Here is a 17,037-nt window from a genome sequence, read left to right on the forward strand (position 1 = left end):
TTCAGAGGGTGCCGAACTCCTCGCGGACGAGCGCTTCGAAGGCCTCCACGCTGTGATTCGCGCGGGCGAAGTCGTAGCCGCCGCGGATGAGCGTCCTGCGGAGCTCGCGTGATCCCGCGAGTGCCGCGATGGCATCGACGAAGCCGGTGATGTCGTCAGGCCCCGTGGTGAGCAGACCCGTCTCGCGATCCTTCACGATGTCGCCGACGCCGCCCACGGCGCTCGCGATCACCGGCAGGCCGAGGTGCATCGCCTGCACGATCGACAGCGGCAGGCCCTCTGATTCCGAGGTCAGCAGCATGCAGTGATACCGGTCGACGGGCAGCGCGGGAAGACCGCCCTTGTACGGGCCGTGCACCACGACCCCGAGGCGTCGCAACTGCGGTCGTAGGTCAGGGTCGCCGGCGTGCAACACGGCGGAACCGTGCACATTGATCCGCACCGCAAGCCCCCGACGCCGGACTTCTTCTGCGATCTTGACCAGACTGTCGACCCGCTTCTCTCGGTCCATCCGGTGGGGCCAGACGACTTCGAACGGGCGCTCCGCCGAGAACTGCTCGTCGATGTACGCGGATCCCTGGGCAATCGACTCGAACTCCGGGATGGATCGCATCGCCGGCTGACGGTGAACCTTGACCACGGTGTCGTCGATGCCCATCGTGTCGGCCACCAGGGCGGCCGTGGCGTGGTTGTCTGTGATCACACCGGCGAGTCGACTCGTGAAAAGGCGTCCTGCGTCGTCGGTGATCGGGTTGGTCGGGTAGCTCCCGCGGCCGATGCGATCGAACGCGAAGAACGTCAGATAGACGCGGCGGTCCGTGCACAGCTGCGAACCGTACGTGTTCAGGGCTCGCGAGAAGTCGAAGCAGTTGACGGAGATGATCGTGGCCGGCTTCAGCAGGATGATCGCCTGTGCGATGAGCTGCCGCTGCCGATCGTGCGGCAGCTTTCGGTACGACTCGGGGAGTTGGTGATGGAGCATCCCGGCCGGTATGAGATCCGTGTCGGTTCGGAATGCGTCCGCGGTGGTGATCAGCGCGGTCTGATCCGCCAGATCCGACCGCGCGATGAACGCATTCGCGTAGTTCTGCACGACAAGGTCGGCGCCGCCGATACCGACCCACGGTGCGAGCATGACGAGGCCGCACCGTCCGCGCAAACCGTCCCAGAGAGCTTCCAGGATGTCGGCGTAGGCGTCTGAGACGGGGCGCCAGACGTGCACCTCGTCGCGTTCGAGGTGGTAGAGCGTCCAGCTCAGGGCCGGCTCGATCTCGGCGACCCTCCGAATGCGGGCGGTCGTGGCCGCGTCGAGCGCGGTGGTGCTCCACATCGGCTTGCCGATCGCCGACCGCAGCATCCTGTACACCCGACGGCGGACGGTGAAGGGGACCGGGCGCGCGATGGGCTTCAACACGTGATAGGCCTGTGCGACCCCGCGGCGCGCGCGCTGAGCCAGCGTCGCGGGGGTCGTCGGCGTTTCGACCCGGGGGAAGTTGGCGCGCAGCGCGTCGAGATCGAACGGAGGAAGCAGAGCGCTGGCGTTGGCGTTGTTGACGCCGCCCGCGCGGCGCGTGCGGTAGAAGTGGAACGACCCGGGCACGGTGACATGGGGGATTCCGGCGGAGGCCGTGACCACATTCCAGAAGTAGTCCTCGGGACCATACCCCGAGCCCGGGGGCAGTTCCGGGTAGGGGAACTCCAGCAGAAGTTCGCGGGGGCTGACGGAGCACGACGGCCAGAGGTTGCTCGTGAGCAGGTCGCGGTAGGTCAGCGACGGATCGTCCGTGCTTCGGATCGGCCACAGCGCGCTGCGTTCCCCGAAGCTCACGACGTGCTCGGGGTGCACGATGGCCCGCCGGCCCCGCTCGTCGAGGATCCGGACGGCGCCCAGCAGCATGTCGGCGGTGAAGAGGTCATCGCCGTCGCACAGCGCGATGTAGGTGCCTTTCGCCGCGCGCACCCCGGCGTTGCGTGACGCACCCGGTTCACCGAGGGCGACCTCCAGCACGCGGGACTCGAACCGCGACTCGTGGGTCCACCGGGCAGTCTCGGAGCGGACGGCGGGAGTGGGGTTGTCGGCCACCATCAGCAGCTCGACCCGGTAGCCGGCATCCGTGACAGCCTCGATCGCGTCGTGGATGGCGCGCATCGTGGGGCGCAGCAGGTGGTCCTCGGCGTGGGTGGTGATCACCACCGTGAGATCGACGGTCACGGTCGAACCGCTTCGCCGGCGCTTTCGACCGCATCCGCGATCGTGCGATCGAAGGGGATCTGCGGCGCCCATTCCGTCTCGGTGCGCAGCCGCGATGCGTTTCCGATGATCACGAGCGGATCCGTCGCGCGCACCCGCGCGGGGTCGACCTCGATCCGCGGCAGCGGCAGCCCAGCGGCCTTGCACAGCTCGGCCAGGACCTCCTCACCGGAACGAGCGGCGCCCGAGGCGACGTTGTAGAGATCGTGGGCCAGCGTCTCAGCGAAGGCGAGTTCGAGATACGCCCGCGCAACGTCCCGAACGTCGGTGTAGTCGCGCCGGGTGAGCAGATTGCCGACGTGAAGCGGCTCTCCTGGTGGGAGCGTGCGAAGCTGCGCGAGCAGGTCCGGGACGATGAAGCCCGGGCCCTGCCCGGGCCCGACATGGTTGAAGGGCCGCGCAGTGACCGTCTGGAGTCCTCGCCCGCGGTAGTACGAGAGCTGGTTCTCGACCAGGACCTTGCTGACGACGTATGGTGACGAGAACGCGACGGCATCGCCCTCGGAACGCGCCGGGTCATCGCCGGCTTGCGCGTACACGGCGCCGGTGCTCACGCCCACGACGCGACCTTCATGGCCGCGCGCAATGAGGGCCTCGCACATGTTGGTCACCATCGCGCTGTTCGCTGTGATGTAGTCCTGCGGGCGATCGAACGAGGGCCCGACGGCTGCCAGCCCGGCAAGGTGGACCACGGCGGCATCGGCCGGGAGCCCGGTCGGCCAGAGCTCCCGCAGGTCGGCGGACACGTAGCCCGCGAGGTGCTCGCTCAATACCGGATCTGCGGTCCGGCTGCGCGAGATGCCGAACACCTCAACACCGGCCCGCGCGGCGGTGCGCGCCAGATGGCGCCCGACGAATCCGTCGACGCCGGTGACGATCAACCGCCGCGTCATGCGAAGGTGCGCTGCGACTCCGCCAGCTGGAGATCATGGGCGACCATGAGGCTCACGAGGCCGGGGAAGTCCACCTTGCGCTGCCAGCCTAGGACCGTCTCCGCCTTCGACGGGTCACCCAGGAGGATGTCTACCTCGGCGGGCCGCATGAACGCCGGGTTCTGCACCACGTACGGACGCCAGTCGTCGATGCCGATCTCGGCGAACGCGAGGGTCAGGAACTCTTCGATCGAATGGGTCTCGCCCGTTGCGAGCACGAAGTCGTCGGGGACGTCGTGCTGCAGCATCCGCCACATGCCTTCGACGAAGTCCCCGGCGTAGCCCCAGTCGCGCTTGGGCCACAGGTCGCCCAGCTCGATGGTGGGCTGGAGGCCGAGCTTGATCCGCGCGACAGCGTGCGTGATCTTGCGCGTCACAAACTCGACGCCGCGGCGCTCACCCTCGTGGTTGAAGAGGATACCGCACGACACGAACATGCCGTAGCTCTCGCGGTAGTTCTTCGCGATCCAGTGGCCGTAGAGCTTCGCCACCCCGTACGGGCTGCGCGGGTGGAATAGCGAGTCCTCGTTGTAGCCGGCCCCCGGTCGGTTGTAGTCGAGCCCGCCGAACATCTCGGACGTCGACGCCTGATACACCTTCGTCGCCTCGGAGCGGCCCGTCACCCGGACTGCCTCCAGCACGTTCAGCACGCCCTTCGCCGTGACGTCGGCGGTCAGCGTGGGGTTCTTGAAGGAGTAGCCGACGTGACTGACGGCGGCGAGGTTGTACAGCTCGTGGGGATCGGACGTCTCGACCGCCCGGATCAGGGAGGTCGGGTCGGTGAGATCGCCCTCGATGAGAGTGACGTACGGGAACTCCGCGACGACGTTCTCGCGGCGGGGGTTGTTCTGGCCGCGGATCAGGCCGAAGACCTCGTACCCCTTGTCGTGGAGCTGCTCGGCGAGGTGACCGCCGTCCTGGCCCGTGATACCGGTGATGAGTGCGCGGCGCGCGTTAGCCATGGTTCCTCCAGCTTGACAACCAGAACATCTTAGCCCGGGTGCCGCGTCGGCTGAGGTCGGCAGTCCCCTCAACCCGCGATCGGCTGCGCGTGATCGAGTTCGTGCAGGGAGCGCACGCACCGCCGCCAAAGCAGGAGCGTCGCCGCGGCCTCGGTCGCCATGTACCCGATCGCCGCCCCCACGGGCCCAAGGAACAGCGCGAGGCCGATCATCAGGGGCACCCCGACGACGGTCGCGATCAGCGTCGCGCGCACCACCGCCGCCGCTTCGCCCGCGGGGTAGAGAACGTGGCGGGTGACGGACGTCCGCAAGGAGAAGAAGGCGAAGGTGGTGCCAAGCGTCATGAGCACGGGCGTCGTGGCCGCGGCCTCCGCGCCGAAGAGCAGCGCGCTGGCCCAGGCTCCCAGAACGCCGAGGAACGCCCCGCCGACAACACCCATCCCGCCATGGGCGAGCATCGCCAGACGCATTCGGCGCCCGCGGGCGGGACCGTGCGCCTCGGTGATCCATGCCTGCAGCGCGTTGGCGAGCGTCATCGGGACGAACTGGCCGAGCTTGAGCATCTTGTCGGCGGACGCGAACCCCGCCGCCTCCCCTGGGGACGCCGTCAGTGCGACGAGCGGCGTCGGAACGCTCGAGTACGCCACCAGCCCGACATCGTTGACGGCGACCGGAGCGCCGATGCGGAAGAGCTCGCGCAGGTCGCGGCGGCTCGGCCACGTCGCGGGGTAGCGCCGGAGCACCCCGCGGGTGAACAGCGCGGTCCCGACCAGGGTGACCAGGATGCCGGCGAGCGGGTACAACTCGACGGGGGCACCCTGCGCGATGAGGATGGCACACAGCGCCGTCGCCACGAGCCGGGGGATGGAGTCGTAGAAGACGATCGCGGTCGGCCGGCCCACCCCCGCCGAGAACCAGGTGAACGACAGGGCGATAAGCGCCCCCTGCAGGCCCATCAGGACCGCGAGCCACTCGCTGCCCGGTGCGGCGACCACCCAACAGATGACCGCCATGACGGGGAGGGCGACGACGGCGACCAGCAGGCGGACGATGACCGACCCGCGGTACAGCGCTCCGCGCCGCTTGTCGTCGGCTGCGATGGACACCAGAGCAGGACCCAGCGCGACCCAGCCGTAGCCGATCGCGATGGATGCGACCGTCCCCACCGATTCGCCTGCGATCGCGCTCGCCCACCCCGACTGCCCCGCGGTCCGCGCGACGATCGGGAGGACGAGGAGCGGGGAGATCGCGGCGATCGCCGGAACCAGAAAGAACAGCATGAGCCGCCGCCCGAGCGGCACGGTCTCGGTCACGCCGGGCCTCTGTTCCGGGCAGCGGTGGACTCGATCAGACGCGCCGTCTCGGCCGCCGAGCGCTCCCAGGTGTACTCAGAGGCACGCCGGACGCCGTCGTGGCGTCGTTCCGACCCGTCCTCGTGGATAGCTCGGACGATGGCGGCGCCGAAAAGCTCCGGTGAGGTCGCGTCGGCGTACATGGCGACATCGCCGCCGACCTCGCGCAGCACCAAGACATCGTTGGCAAGAACCAGGCAGCCGCGGCGCATCGCGTCGATGACTGGAAGCCCGAAGCCTTCCGTGAGCGAGGGGCAGACGTAGACGGCAGCCACGGCAAAGAGCGCCTCCAGCTGCGCAGACGAGACCCACCCGGGGAGCACAACATCGTGCTGCAGGCCCAGCTTCTCGACCAGCGGCGCGAGCGGATCTTTTCCGTGACTTCCCGGGATCACCACGAGCGGTCGTGGACCGTCCAGCTGCGCGACAGCGCGAAGGAGGCCTTCGAAGTTCTTGTGGGGTAGGCGGTTGCCGGTGCTGAGCAGCACGGGGCGTCCCGGATGGATGCCGATCTCGGCGAGCTCGCGCCATGGGTCCTCGGACGCATTCGGGGCGTTCGTGCCGTGTGGGATCACTGTGATCTCGTCAGCGGCGATGCCCATGTGCAAGGTCACCGCCTCCTCGGCGGCGTGAGATCCGGTGATCACCGCGTCCGAGGTGAGAGCGGCGCGGGTCATGAGCCATGAGGTGATCCGTGTGACGGCCCCGCCGATGCCGCCCCCTGCGGTGTGGTACGTCACATCGTGGGTGGTCGTGACCCGCGCCGCACGCGACCGTGTGATCGGGGCGAAGTTGGCCGGACTCCAGATGACATCGACGCGCGCCCGCTTCGCGCGGGCGTTCACGGCGAGGACTTCGCCGGCCGCCCAGGACACACGGTCTGCGCCCACCCAGTCGACCACCTGCACGTCTCCGGGGAAGAAGCCGCGGATACGCTCGGCGCCGGCCCGATTCGCAAGAGCGGTGAGTCTGACGTCGGCGAACGCCTCCGGCATCCGCTTGATGATCTCGCGGGCGTACGTCTCCGTGCCGCCGCGCGTGCCGGTGTAGAAGAGCATGTCCACGAGGACGTGCACGGTCATCGCTCAGCTCTCGATGACCGCGTCCGGACGAGTCTCGCGTCGCGGCGTGGTCAGGACGCCGGAGAAGAAGCTCATCATCATGGTCTGGAACCCGAGCACGATCCCGAGGGCGCTGGGGATGGCGATGCGCACGACGGCGGCGGCGTCCTGTTCCCCGAAGTCGAGGCTTCCCCATCGGGCAACCTGGACGACGCCGATGACGACTCCGATGAGGAACAGCGACAGACCGATGAGCAGGCCGCGTTCAGCACTCCACTTGGCGACGATCGCCCGATAGCGCGGGCTGGCGGGCAGGAAGCCCTCTTGCGTCGCAAAGAGCTTGGTGAGCCAGAAGAAGAGGAGCGACTGGTACCCGATTACGCAGAGCGCGCTCGCGTAGACCATCGTCGTCACGTCGAAGCCGACTCCAGAGATCTCCACGCTTCCGAAGGCGAGCACCGCCACGGCGATCGCTCCCAGGAAGAACGCCACGAGGCCGGGGTAGACGAAGAGCCACCGGGGCGCGAACAGCAGGAGGAAGCGCAGGTGACGCCATCCGTCGTGCCAGCTGCGCAAATGCGGCGCCCGCGAGCGACCGTCCTTCTTCAGTGTGGTGGGAACCTCCTCGATCCGGTAACGCGCGAGGGATGCCTTGACGACCATCTCCGATGCGAACTCCATGCCCGTCGTCTGCAGGTCGAGAGCGCGGATGCGGTCCCGGTTGAAGCCGCGCAGACCGCAGTGGAAGTCGCCGATGTTCGGCCGGAAGAACAGCTGCCCGATCCCCGAGAGCACCGGGTTGCCCAGGTACTTATGCAGCGGAGGCATCGCGCCGGGGGCGATGCCGCCCTTGAACCGATTGCCCATGACCAGATCGGCGCCGCCGCGCAGGCGCTCGACGAAGGCCTCCAGATTGACGAAGTCGTAGCTGTCGTCGGCGTCGCCCATGATGATGTAGCGGCCACGCGCGTTCTCGATGCCGTTGATCAACGCGGCGCCGTAACCGCGACGTGGTGCTGACGATACGCGGGCGCCCAGTCGCTCGGCGATCCCCTGCGATCCATCGGTCGAGCCGTTGTCCGATATGAGCACTTCACCGGAGATCCCCGATCGCGCGAGGAAGCCCTGTGCCTTCTCGATACAGACGGCGAGCGTTTCGGCCTCGTTGAGGCACGGCATGAGAATCGTCAGTTCGACGGATCCTGCCGGGACAGGCTGGTTCACTTTGGTCCTTCTTCGGAGTCGGCGGGGTGGGCGTCCGCCCCCGTCGGCGCAGGCGAGGCGATTCCGAGCTCGGCGAGAATGCCTCCGACTGTGCGCTCGACGGTTCGGGTCTTGATGGCCGTGTCGTACCACGATCGCGCACGGCGCCGTAGCGGCGGGCCCGCCTGCACCGCCTGCACGATTGCCGCGCCGAGATCGGATGCGGACGCGGATGCCGCGACGACGCCGTTGACGTCGGGCTCGACGAGTTCGGTCGCCGCGTTGCCGGGATCGTCGACGAGTACGACGGGGGTGCCGTGGGCCGATGCCTCGACGACGACCAGGCCGTATCCTTCGCGACGCGACGGGTTGACGAGCACCGCGGCATTCGCCATGAGGTCATCGAGCTGCTCCTGCGGGACGAACCCCGGGCGCCGGGTCCAGCGGTCGCCGCCCGCCGCTTTCACCGCGGCCTCGACCTCGGCCGTGCTCGGACCCGACCCGAGCACGACCAGTCCGAGATCGGCGATGGTGCGGCGTGCGTGCGCAACAGCGGGAGGGACGGCCTCGACGCGCTTGTCGGGGATGTGTCGGCCGACGTACACCGCATACGGGGGCGCTGCCGCCTCCGGGACGAAGGCGTGGGGGGACTCGCCGTCGATGAGGCCGGGGCTCAGCAGAATGCGGCGCCGCATGCCCTCGACGCGCAGCTGGCGGGCGGTGAGCTGCGAATGGCACGTCGCGGTCGGGGTCAGCGCGACGGCGAGTCGCTGGAGCATCCAGGCGATCATGCCGACTGCGGGGCCGGCGTACTCCCTCCACTGCCGGCGACCCCAGACCTCGAGGTAGTCCACGACGAGGCGCGTGCGCGACCCCAGGAGCGCCGCACGCGCCGCGAAGACGTTGAGAACGGGCAGCCCGCTGACGACGACCGCATCGTAGGAGCGCCGACGGCGCACCAGCGCGCGGAACAGCCCCCACGCGAAGCGCAGGGCCACGGAGGTGCGTCGGACGCCAGCCTCGTCGTAGAGGCGCAGCCGACCGGTGACGGGGACGACTCGGAAGGCGGCCTCGTCAGGTGCCTCGCCGTCGGGCCACTGCTGCGCCGTGAGGTAGTCCACCGCTACGGCGCGGAGCGACATGTGATCCGCGTAGGAACGGTACAGACGCTCACCGCCACCCGTCGTGAACGGGTAGAGGCAGTCGTACGCGATCGCGATCCGGGCCGTCGACATGCGGAGTCAGCGCCCCCTGCGAGGACGGGAGGAGTGCCGAGGTGCGACGACTCGTGGGGTCACGGACATCGGTACCGCGACGGACGTCGCTTGCCTGGTCATGATCCTCCTCGTCGGCCCTGGACAACAGTGAGCCATCGTAGTCGATGGCGCCTGGGCGGGTTCCGGCCGTGGGCCGGCCCCCGGCCGCACGACGAGCCACAACTACGATGGCCACCGTGACAGTGGTGATCAACGGGCGGTTCCTTCTCAACTCGTTCGGAGGTGCGCGGCGCTTCGCCACCGAGCTCACCGAGCGCCTCGCGCGCCTGCGGGGCGACATCCTTCTGGTGACGCCCCCGCTTCCCGAAGGCACCCAGGTTCCCGACGTGCCCCATCAGGTCATCGGCCGCTTCGCCGGGCCGATCTGGGAGCAGATCGAACTGCCCCTGTGGCTGCGGGCTAACGGGACGCCGCTCCTGCTGAATCCGGCCACCATCGCGCCCTTCCTCTACAGAAGGCAGATCTCCGTCGTTCACGACATCGCCCCCGCGATGCGCCCGCAGGACTTCACCCCGTTGTTCCGCGTGCAGTGGTACCTGGCGGTGCGCCTCGGGATGCTGCGGCACGGGCAGCGGCTCGTGACCATCAGCAGGGCCTCCCAGCGTGAGATCGCCGAGCAGTTCGGGATCGACCCGGCCAGGATCGATGTCGTGTACGCGGGGGCGGACAGCTTCGTCGCGGCTCGGTCGGCGGCGCACGCCACGCCGACCGGTTCGACGTTCCTAGTCTTCGGTCGCCAGGGCGCGGCGAAGAACATCCGCACGGTCATCGATGCTGCCTCTGAGCTTCCCGAGGGGTCGGCTGTCCGTGTTCGGCTGATCGGTCAACTGGATCCGGCGCTCCAGCCGTACGCGGCGGAGAGGAACGTGCCGGGCGAAAGGCTCGACTGGAAGGGGCCCGTCACCGATGAGGAGTTGGCGCAGGACTACCGTGACGCCGTCGGGTTCATCTGGCCGTCGCTTCACGAAGGCTTCGGCATCCCCCCGGTCGAGGCGCAGAGCCTCGGTGTTCCCGTCATCGCCTCCGACATCCCGATCAATCGCGAAGTGCTGGGCGAGGCGGCCAAGTACTTTCCCGCCGAGGATGCGGGCGCGCTCGCCAGGGCGATGGTCGAGCTCGCCGAGGACTCGGATCTGCGTGAGGTGCTGCGGGCCCGCGGCGTAGAGAACGCCGGGCGCTTCACGTGGGAGAGGACGGCTCGGGGATGGGACGAGCTGATCCGTCGGGGAGAATAGCGATCGTGAACCTGGGCTTCATCGTCACCACTCTCGGTCGCATCGAGCCGCTGCGCGCGCTCCTGACCTCTCTCGAGGGGGAGCTCGCACCCGCAGACCGCGTCGTGCTCGTCGCCCAGGGCAGGTATGCAGAGGTCGTCGAGCTGGCAGACGAGTACTCCGCGGGTGGCCTGCCGGTGATCGTGACGCAGTCCGCACGGGGTGCCTCGTTGGGTCGCAACACGGGGGTCGCAGCCTTGCCGGCCGGGGACTTCGTCCTCAACTTCCCCAACGACACCACGGTGTTTCCCCCGGGCACCGTGGACCGCATCCGCGCAGCCGTCGGCACCGACTTCCTCGCCGGCGGGTTCTCGTCGTGGGACGAGCGGGGCCCCAAGACCGTGCTCCCCGCCCCTGGCACCGTTGTCGACCGCTGGAACGTGTGGACGGTCATCGAGATGGGCATCCTGCTACGGCGCTCGGTGTTCGAGGACGTCGGGGGATTCGATGAGGGCATCGGACCAGGCGCCTCGACCCCGTGGCAGGTCGCCGAGGGGACCGACCTCCTGCTCCGTGTGATCGAACGCCACCCCGAGGCGGCGACGCAGTTCGTGTGGCTGCCCCACGAAGTCCACGTCGACGGCATCTCCACGGCCTTCGGGCTGACGACTGAGGAGCGGCGTAGGAAGATGCGTGCCTACGGACGAGGCACGGGACGCGCCATGAGCGCCCACGGCTATCCGTGGTGGTGGCGCGCGGCGTTCACCGGAGCCGGGCTGCTGTACGGCGTGCGGAATGCGGCGCCAATCACCCTCGCCGACGGCTGGCCCATGTTCGTCGGCCGTCTCGAGGGGATGCTCGGGCGTACGTTCGGCCAGCGGCAGATGGTCTCGGCCACGCGCTGACGTGCGTGAGCCGACGGCCCTCGGCGGCGGGTGGGCGGGTGCTGTGCTCGGGTAAGCTTGCTCGGTGTCGTCAAGGATCCTCATCACCGGCGGAGCCGGGTTCATCGGTTCTCATCTGTCCGAGAAGCTTCTCGCCGAAGGCAACGAGGTCATCTGCGTCGACAACTTCTTCACCGGCTCGAAGTCGAACATCGAGCACCTCCTCGGGCATCCCCGCTTCGAGGTGCTGCGCCACGACGTGACCTTCCCGCTGTACGTCGAAGTCGACCAGATCTACAACCTCGCCTGCCCGGCCTCACCTGTGCACTATCAGCACGATCCGGTCCAGACCACGAAGACGAGCGTCGTCGGCGCCATCAACATGCTTGGCCTCGCGAAGCGACTGCGCATCCCTATCCTGCAGGCGTCGACCTCCGAGGTCTACGGCGATCCGGCGGTGCACCCTCAGACCGAGGAGTATTGGGGGAACGTCAACCCGATCGGGCCGCGGTCTTGCTATGACGAGGGCAAGCGAGCGGCCGAGACGCTGTTCTTCGATTACCGGCGCCAGCACGACCTGTCCATCAAGGTCATCCGCATCTTCAACACCTACGGGCCGCGGATGCACCCCAACGACGGTCGCGTGGTGTCTAACTTCATCGTCCAGGCGCTGCGAGGTGAGCCGATCACGATCTACGGCGACGGCTCGCAAACGCGGTCCTTCTGCTACGTCGACGATCTGGTCGATGGGATGGTGCGGTTGATGAACACCCCGCACGAGGTGACCGGACCGATCAACGTGGGAAACCCGGGCGAGTTCACGATGCTCGAACTCGCGCAGGCTGTACTCGAGATCACGGGCAGCTCGTCCAGCATCGAGCACCGCCCGCTTCCTCAGGACGACCCCAAGCAGCGTCAGCCCGACATCTCGCGTGCGCGGTCCGAACTGGGCTGGGAGCCGACGGTCGCTCTGGCCGCCGGCCTCCAGAGCACGGTCGACTACTTCCGGCGCGTTCTCACGGAGTGACGTTCCGGGGGCTGATCGAAGCGCTTCCCGCTGCCGCAGTGCCGCGGATGCCCCTTCAGCATCCGTCGATGCGGAAGAGGCGCGCGTTCGGACCCTCGGAGTCGACCAGGACGAGTCGTCGCGAGGGGACGAGGTCAATCACGCCGGCGTACGCCGATGCAGCCGTGTCATCGATGACGTCGCGGCTCCCGAAGTCGAGCACATAGTCGACGCCCAGCCGGTTCACCGCCGCGCACACCTGCGGATCGGTCTCGATGTCGCGTAGGTGAAGATCGAGGAACAGTTTGTCCGCGGACGGGCTCCCGAAGATGTGCCTCTCGGTCACCTCGCGGTCGGCGAGCGCGTACGCCAGCGACGCTCCGGTGCGTGGGCTGCCGATAATCAGGGCGTCGTCGGGCGTCTGTGTGTCCAGCCGGTCGAGCAGCTTTCTCTCGTCGTCGGAGATGAGCAGCGAGTCGGCCGTCGCGGTGTACGCCTCACGTACCTGTCTAAGAGATTTCGCAGCATTGGGGCCCATCGCGATCGATGCGAGCGCGACTACGCCGATCACCACCAGGCTTCCGGCAAACCACTTCGGGCGGGCGCCTCCAGGGGCCGAGCGCTGAGCGACCCATCGCTGCACGAGATCCACGAGGAACACCGCTCCCGCGGTGGCGATGGGGATCGCGGCGATGGGAAGCAGCGCGGCCAGGCGATTGGAGTCGCTGTACCAGGGGTTCGTGAGCAGGGATCGGAAGGGGTAGCCGACCGGGAACCCGGAGGCCAGGACGAACAGTGTCACGGCCGCGATGAAAGGCAGCGCGAGCGGCAGCAGGCGCGGTGTGGTGACCAGCGCCACGAAACCGGATACGAGGAGCACCGTCGTGACGATCGTGGGCATGAATCCGCGCGGCGAGACCAGCAGAGCTTCGCCGACCGCCTGGGCGGCGTTCTGCCATGGCAGCCAGCCGGAGTGCTCGGGGGGTGTCCGGGCGACGGTCCACAGGACCACGCACGCCACCGCCCCGCCGGCCCCGATGATCGCGGTGCGGATCCAGACCGCACGCGAGCGCCGGTCGCTGAGATCGCGCACGCAGATTCCGAGGGCGAGGAGCCACCCGAACAGCGTCGCGGCCAGGAGGGCATTGGGATGCGCGAGGAACATCCCGGTGGTGACCACGGCGAGGAGGAGTCCGTCGCGGGTTCGCGCGGCCCACCCCTGCGTGCCGATCAGCGACAACCCGGCGGCCAGAGTGGCGGGGATCAGCGAGTAGCCGAGGACGTTCGGGTACAGCACGCCCCAATTGAAGAAGAGCGCCGGAAACGCGCCGAAGCCGGTCGACAGCGCGGCGGCCGTGGCATACGCGGCAGCCCTGCCCGAGAACAGCACACCGGCCAGGGCCATGTTCGATGCGGTCCAGACGACGGCCACGATGATCAGATTCGCGGCGTTCACGGACACGGCGACATCGGCGCCGCTCAACTGAGCCGTGAGCGCGGTGAGCGCGTGCCATGCGTTCGGGTAGAAGCCGATGTCCGACGTGGCGCCGATGTTGAACGGCGACGCGTTCCCCGTATCCAGCGCCCACTTCACGCCGTTCAGATGGACGATGTTGTCGAATCGCTGGGCGATGCTCGAGGCGGTGCCGAAAGCGCGGACGAACTGGATCAAGAGGATGGATGCCGCGGCCGCCAACGCGAGGGGTACGGTGATCGCCGTGCGGCGCGGCGTGGGGATCGGCCCCTCGACGACGCGTCGTCGCAGCAGATACGCGCAGCCCGCCGCGACGGCGGTGAGCACGAGCAACGGCACGATCGACCAGTTGATGCCCACGAGGGGAGCGATGGTGGCGCTGACGCCGACCAGGGCGATGGAGACCGCCGGTGCAAGGAGGAGGTGAGTGACGCGCAGCGCTCCCCAGCCGGAGAACACCACGATCAGCCCCGGTACCGTCACGAGCAGCGCGCCAACAAGAGCCGGCAGCGCTGCAGGAACCCAGTCCTCGATCATGACCCTCCGTTAGTGGCGCAGACAGCAATCAGCAATCGTAACCGACCGGTCATGTGCGCCGGATATCGAAGCCGCCGAGTCAGCCGATCGCCGACGGGTACACTTGCTCGGGGCTATGGCACGTCAGGCCTCGCCCTGTCCCGCGTCGACCCTGAAAGCAAACTCTCCATGGACCTCCTCATCGTCGGCTCCGGCTTCTTCGGCCTCACCATCGCGGAGCGTGCTGCAGCGTCCGGCCGCAAGGTCACCGTCATCGACCGTCGTCACCACATCGGGGGCAATGCGTACAGCGAGGATGAAGCGACGACGGGCATCGAGGTCCACCGCTACGGTGCGCACCTGTTCCACACTTCCAACCGCGGAGTGTGGGAGTACGTCAACCGATTCACGACGTTTACGAACTACGTCCACCGCGTCTACACCAACCACAACGGCGTCGTATACCCGATGCCCATAAACCTGGGCACAATCAACCAGTTCTTCCGGGCCGCATACTCTCCCGACGAGGCGCGGGCGCTCGTCCACGAGCAAGCAGGCGAGTTCGACGCGAAGGATGCCGCGAATCTCGAGGAGAAGGGCATCGCGTTGATCGGACGCCCGCTGTACGAGGCCTTCATCCGCGACTACACCGGCAAGCAGTGGCAAACGGACCCGAAGGAGCTGCCGGCCGAGGTCATCAGCCGCCTCCCGGTCCGGTACAACTACGACAACCGCTACTTCAACGACACGTGGGAAGGCCTGCCCACGGACGGATACACGGCTTGGCTCGAGCGGATGGCCGACCACGAGAACATCGACGTAAAGCTCGACACCGACTTCTTCGACCGATCCCAACCGCTGAACAAGAACGCCACCGTCGGTCAGCTTCCGATCGTCTACACCGGGCCGGTCGACCGTTACTTCGACTACACGGAGGGTGCCCTTTCCTGGCGGACGTTGGATTTCGAGCAGGAGGTGCTCGACGTCGGCGACTTCCAGGGGACGCCCGTGATGAATTATGCCGACGCTGACGTCCCGTACACGCGGATCCACGAGTTCAAGCACTTTCACCCCGAGCGCGCCGACCGCTATCCCGCGGAGAAGACCGTCATCATGCGCGAGTTCTCGCGATTCGCATCGCGCGACGACGAGCCGTACTACCCAGTGAACACGCCGGAGGACCGCGCCAGACTCATGGCATACCGTGAGCTCGCCAAGGGCGAGCGCGACGTGCTGTTCGGCGGTCGTCTGGGCACATATCAGTACCTCGACATGCACATGGCCATCGGGTCGGCGCTCTCGATGTGGAACAACCAGCTCGCGTGACTCCGCCCTCGTAGACTCGTCTCGTGAGCACTGCCGCCGTTGGCGCCCCCGGATCGCCCCGGCGCTACCTCCACTCGCTGTGGCTGCTGTCGGCGCGCGACCTCAAGGTGCGCTACTCCACGAGCGCGCTCGGCTATCTGTGGTCTGTCCTCGATCCGCTGGTGATGAGCGCGATCTACTGGTTCGTGTTCACGCAAGTGTTCCAGCGAACTGTGGGCCACGAACCGTACATCGTGTTCCTCATCACTGCACTGCTGCCCTGGGTGTGGTTCAACGCGGCGGTCTCTGACTTCACGCGTGCTTTCAACAAGGATGCGCGACTGGTCCGCTCAACTGCCATTCCTCGCACCATCTGGGTGAACCGGATCGTGCTTTCCAAGGGGATCGAGTTCCTGTGCTCGATACCAGTGCTGGTGTTGTTCATCGTGATCGCGCAGTTCGGTGAGACGCCCGCTGAACTGAACTGGGGCTTGCTCTGGTTCCCCGTGGCGATCCTCCTTCAAGCGGTCCTTCTCGTCGGGCTCGGTCTGCTCATATCGCCGCTGTGCGTGCTGTGGACGGACCTGGAGCGCACCACGAAGCTCATCCTCCGCGCACTGTTCTACGCGTCGCCGGTCATATACGGCGTCGAGGACCTGCCCGGTGCTTTCGAGACCATCGCCGCTTTCAACCCCCTGTCAGGCATCTTCGCGCTCTATCGCGTCGGGTTCTTTCCCCAGGAGTGGGACCCGTGGGTCATCGCGATGGGCGCGGTGATGTCGTTCTTGTTCCTCGCTCTCGGGATCTTCACCTTCCAGCGACTCGAGCGTCCCATGCTGAAGGAGCTGTGATGACGGCAGCCGGGCTGGCGATCGAGGTCAGGGACCTGGGCGTGCGATTCCGTCGCAATCGTCGGGGTCGCCGCAGCATTAAGGACCTCTTCGCCGATTCCTCGCGCCGCTCGAAGCCGGGTGAGTTCTGGGCATTGCGGGATGTCGACTTCGACGTGAAGCCCGGCGAGTCGATCGGCGTGGTCGGCCGCAACGGACAGGGAAAGTCCACTCTGCTCAAACTCGTCGCCGGTGTGTTGCTGCCCGATGAGGGAACCGTCTCGGTCAACGGTGGTGTCGCCCCACTGATCGAGATCACTGGCGGGTTTGTGGGCGATCTCACGGTCCGCGAAAATGTGCGACTCACTGCTGGACTGCACGGTATGTCGAAGGCGGAGGTCACGCGGCGCTTTGACGGGATCATCGACTTCGCCGAGCTCGACGACTTCGTCGATACGCCGTACAAGCATCTGAGCAACGGTATGAAGGTGCGCTTGGCCTTCTCCGTGGTGTCGCAGCTTGAAGAGCCGATCCTTCTCGTCGACGAGGTGCTTGCGGTGGGCGACAAGGCCTTCCGTGAGAAGTGCTATGCCCGCATCGATGAGCTCCTCGCCGACGGCCGCACCCTGTTCTTCGTCTCGCACAGCGAGCGAGATCTGCGGCGCTTCTGCGACCGCGGCCTCTACCTCGACAAGCATCGGTTGGCGATGGATGCTCCGATCGGCGAGGTTCTCGACCGCTACAACGCCGACTACACGACCGGCGGCTGA

Annotated in this window: 14 protein-coding genes; 6 read left to right on the forward strand and 8 right to left on the reverse strand. The window is 67.5% G+C overall.

The genetic code is table 11. The features are described from left to right. Nucleotide 1: 1 nt before the first annotated feature. From C9992_RS12640 to C9992_RS12670, 7 genes are all read right to left on the reverse strand, one after another. Complete coding sequence (locus C9992_RS12640; protein ID WP_160150887.1) at nt 2-2,212, reverse strand: glycosyltransferase; 2,211 nt, start codon at nt 2,210-2,212, stop codon at nt 2-4. Further along, nucleotides 2,209-3,144: an NAD-dependent epimerase/dehydratase family protein gene (locus C9992_RS12645; protein WP_106815986.1), complete on the reverse strand. Its 936-nt coding sequence runs from the start codon at nt 3,142-3,144 to the stop codon at nt 2,209-2,211. Before C9992_RS12645 ends, C9992_RS12640 begins: the two co-directional genes overlap by 4 nt. Continuing rightward, a complete protein-coding gene (locus C9992_RS12650; RefSeq protein WP_106815987.1) occupies nt 3,141-4,145 on the reverse strand; it encodes a GDP-mannose 4,6-dehydratase in 1,005 nt (334 codons plus the stop codon). Before C9992_RS12650 ends, C9992_RS12645 begins: the two co-directional genes overlap by 4 nt. 68 nt (nt 4,146-4,213) lie before the next feature. Then, nucleotides 4,214-5,458 (reverse strand): lipopolysaccharide biosynthesis protein, encoded by a 1,245-nt coding sequence (locus C9992_RS12655; protein ID WP_106815988.1) that lies wholly within the window; start codon nt 5,456-5,458, stop codon nt 4,214-4,216. Next, nucleotides 5,455-6,579, reverse strand: coding sequence for a glycosyltransferase family 4 protein (locus C9992_RS12660; protein WP_106815989.1), 1,125 nt, complete (start codon nt 6,577-6,579; stop codon nt 5,455-5,457). Before C9992_RS12660 ends, C9992_RS12655 begins: the two co-directional genes overlap by 4 nt. Before the next feature lie 3 nt (nt 6,580-6,582). Further along, nucleotides 6,583-7,782, reverse strand: coding sequence for a glycosyltransferase family 2 protein (locus C9992_RS12665; protein WP_235008220.1), 1,200 nt, complete (start codon nt 7,780-7,782; stop codon nt 6,583-6,585). After that, a complete protein-coding gene (locus C9992_RS12670) occupies nt 7,779-8,996 on the reverse strand; it encodes a glycosyltransferase family 4 protein (RefSeq protein WP_106815990.1) in 1,218 nt (405 codons plus the stop codon). Before C9992_RS12670 ends, C9992_RS12665 begins: the two co-directional genes overlap by 4 nt. Before the next feature lie 218 nt (nt 8,997-9,214). On the opposite strand from C9992_RS12670, the gene C9992_RS12675 reads away from it, so the two are divergent. The 3 genes from C9992_RS12675 to C9992_RS12685 all read left to right on the forward strand — a co-directional run bounded on the left by C9992_RS12675 (nt 9,215) and on the right by C9992_RS12685 (nt 12,163). After that, nucleotides 9,215-10,273 (forward strand): glycosyltransferase family 4 protein, encoded by a 1,059-nt coding sequence (locus C9992_RS12675; protein ID WP_160150888.1) that lies wholly within the window; start codon nt 9,215-9,217, stop codon nt 10,271-10,273. A gap of 5 nt (nt 10,274-10,278) precedes the next feature. Further along, on the forward strand, nt 10,279-11,157 hold the full coding sequence (locus tag C9992_RS12680) for a glycosyltransferase family 2 protein (protein WP_106815992.1): 879 nt from the start codon (nt 10,279-10,281) through the stop codon (nt 11,155-11,157). A gap of 64 nt (nt 11,158-11,221) precedes the next feature. Further along, the gene (locus C9992_RS12685; RefSeq protein WP_106815993.1) at nt 11,222-12,163 is read left to right on the forward strand and encodes a UDP-glucuronic acid decarboxylase family protein; all 942 of its coding nucleotides are present in this window, start codon (nt 11,222-11,224) and stop codon (nt 12,161-12,163) included. A 55-nt stretch (nt 12,164-12,218) separates the two neighbouring features. On the opposite strand, the gene C9992_RS12690 is transcribed toward C9992_RS12685, so the two are convergent. After that, nucleotides 12,219-14,153, reverse strand: a complete 1,935-nt coding sequence (locus C9992_RS12690) for a DUF6541 family protein (protein WP_106815994.1) — start codon at nt 14,151-14,153, stop codon at nt 12,219-12,221. Between the two features lie 168 nt (nt 14,154-14,321). Here C9992_RS12690 and glf point away from each other — a divergent pair, with 168 nt between their 5' ends. From glf to C9992_RS12705, 3 genes are read left to right on the forward strand one after another with little or no spacing between them, the layout of a single operon-like run. After that, complete coding sequence (glf, locus tag C9992_RS12695) at nt 14,322-15,458, forward strand: UDP-galactopyranose mutase (protein WP_106815995.1); 1,137 nt, start codon at nt 14,322-14,324, stop codon at nt 15,456-15,458. Between the two features lie 23 nt (nt 15,459-15,481). Next, on the forward strand, nt 15,482-16,288 hold the full coding sequence (locus tag C9992_RS12700) for an ABC transporter permease (RefSeq protein ID WP_106815996.1): 807 nt from the start codon (nt 15,482-15,484) through the stop codon (nt 16,286-16,288). After that, nucleotides 16,288-17,037, forward strand: a complete 750-nt coding sequence (locus tag C9992_RS12705) for an ABC transporter ATP-binding protein (protein ID WP_106815997.1) — start codon at nt 16,288-16,290, stop codon at nt 17,035-17,037. The genes C9992_RS12700 and C9992_RS12705 overlap by 1 nt, the downstream gene beginning before the upstream one ends.

The sequence above is a fragment of the Microbacterium timonense genome, from assembly GCF_900292075.1.
Classification (GTDB): domain Bacteria; phylum Actinomycetota; class Actinomycetes; order Actinomycetales; family Microbacteriaceae; genus Microbacterium; species Microbacterium timonense.

Excerpts from the sequence above, each read along its gene's own strand:
- C9992_RS12660 (WP_106815989.1), bottom strand. The coding sequence starts at position 6,579 with ATGACCGTGCACGTCCTCGTGGACATGCTCTTCTACACCGGCACGCGC.
- C9992_RS12645 (WP_106815986.1), bottom strand. The coding sequence starts at position 3,144 with ATGACGCGGCGGTTGATCGTCACCGGCGTCGACGGATTCGTCGGGCGC.
- C9992_RS12670 (WP_106815990.1), bottom strand. The coding sequence starts at position 8,996 with ATGTCGACGGCCCGGATCGCGATCGCGTACGACTGCCTCTACCCGTTC.
- C9992_RS12690 (WP_106815994.1), bottom strand. The coding sequence starts at position 14,153 with ATGATCGAGGACTGGGTTCCTGCAGCGCTGCCGGCTCTTGTTGGCGCG.
- C9992_RS12650 (WP_106815987.1), bottom strand. The coding sequence starts at position 4,145 with ATGGCTAACGCGCGCCGCGCACTCATCACCGGTATCACGGGCCAGGAC.
- C9992_RS12705 (WP_106815997.1), top strand. The coding sequence starts at position 16,288 with ATGACGGCAGCCGGGCTGGCGATCGAGGTCAGGGACCTGGGCGTGCGA.
- glf (WP_106815995.1), top strand. The coding sequence starts at position 14,322 with ATGGACCTCCTCATCGTCGGCTCCGGCTTCTTCGGCCTCACCATCGCG.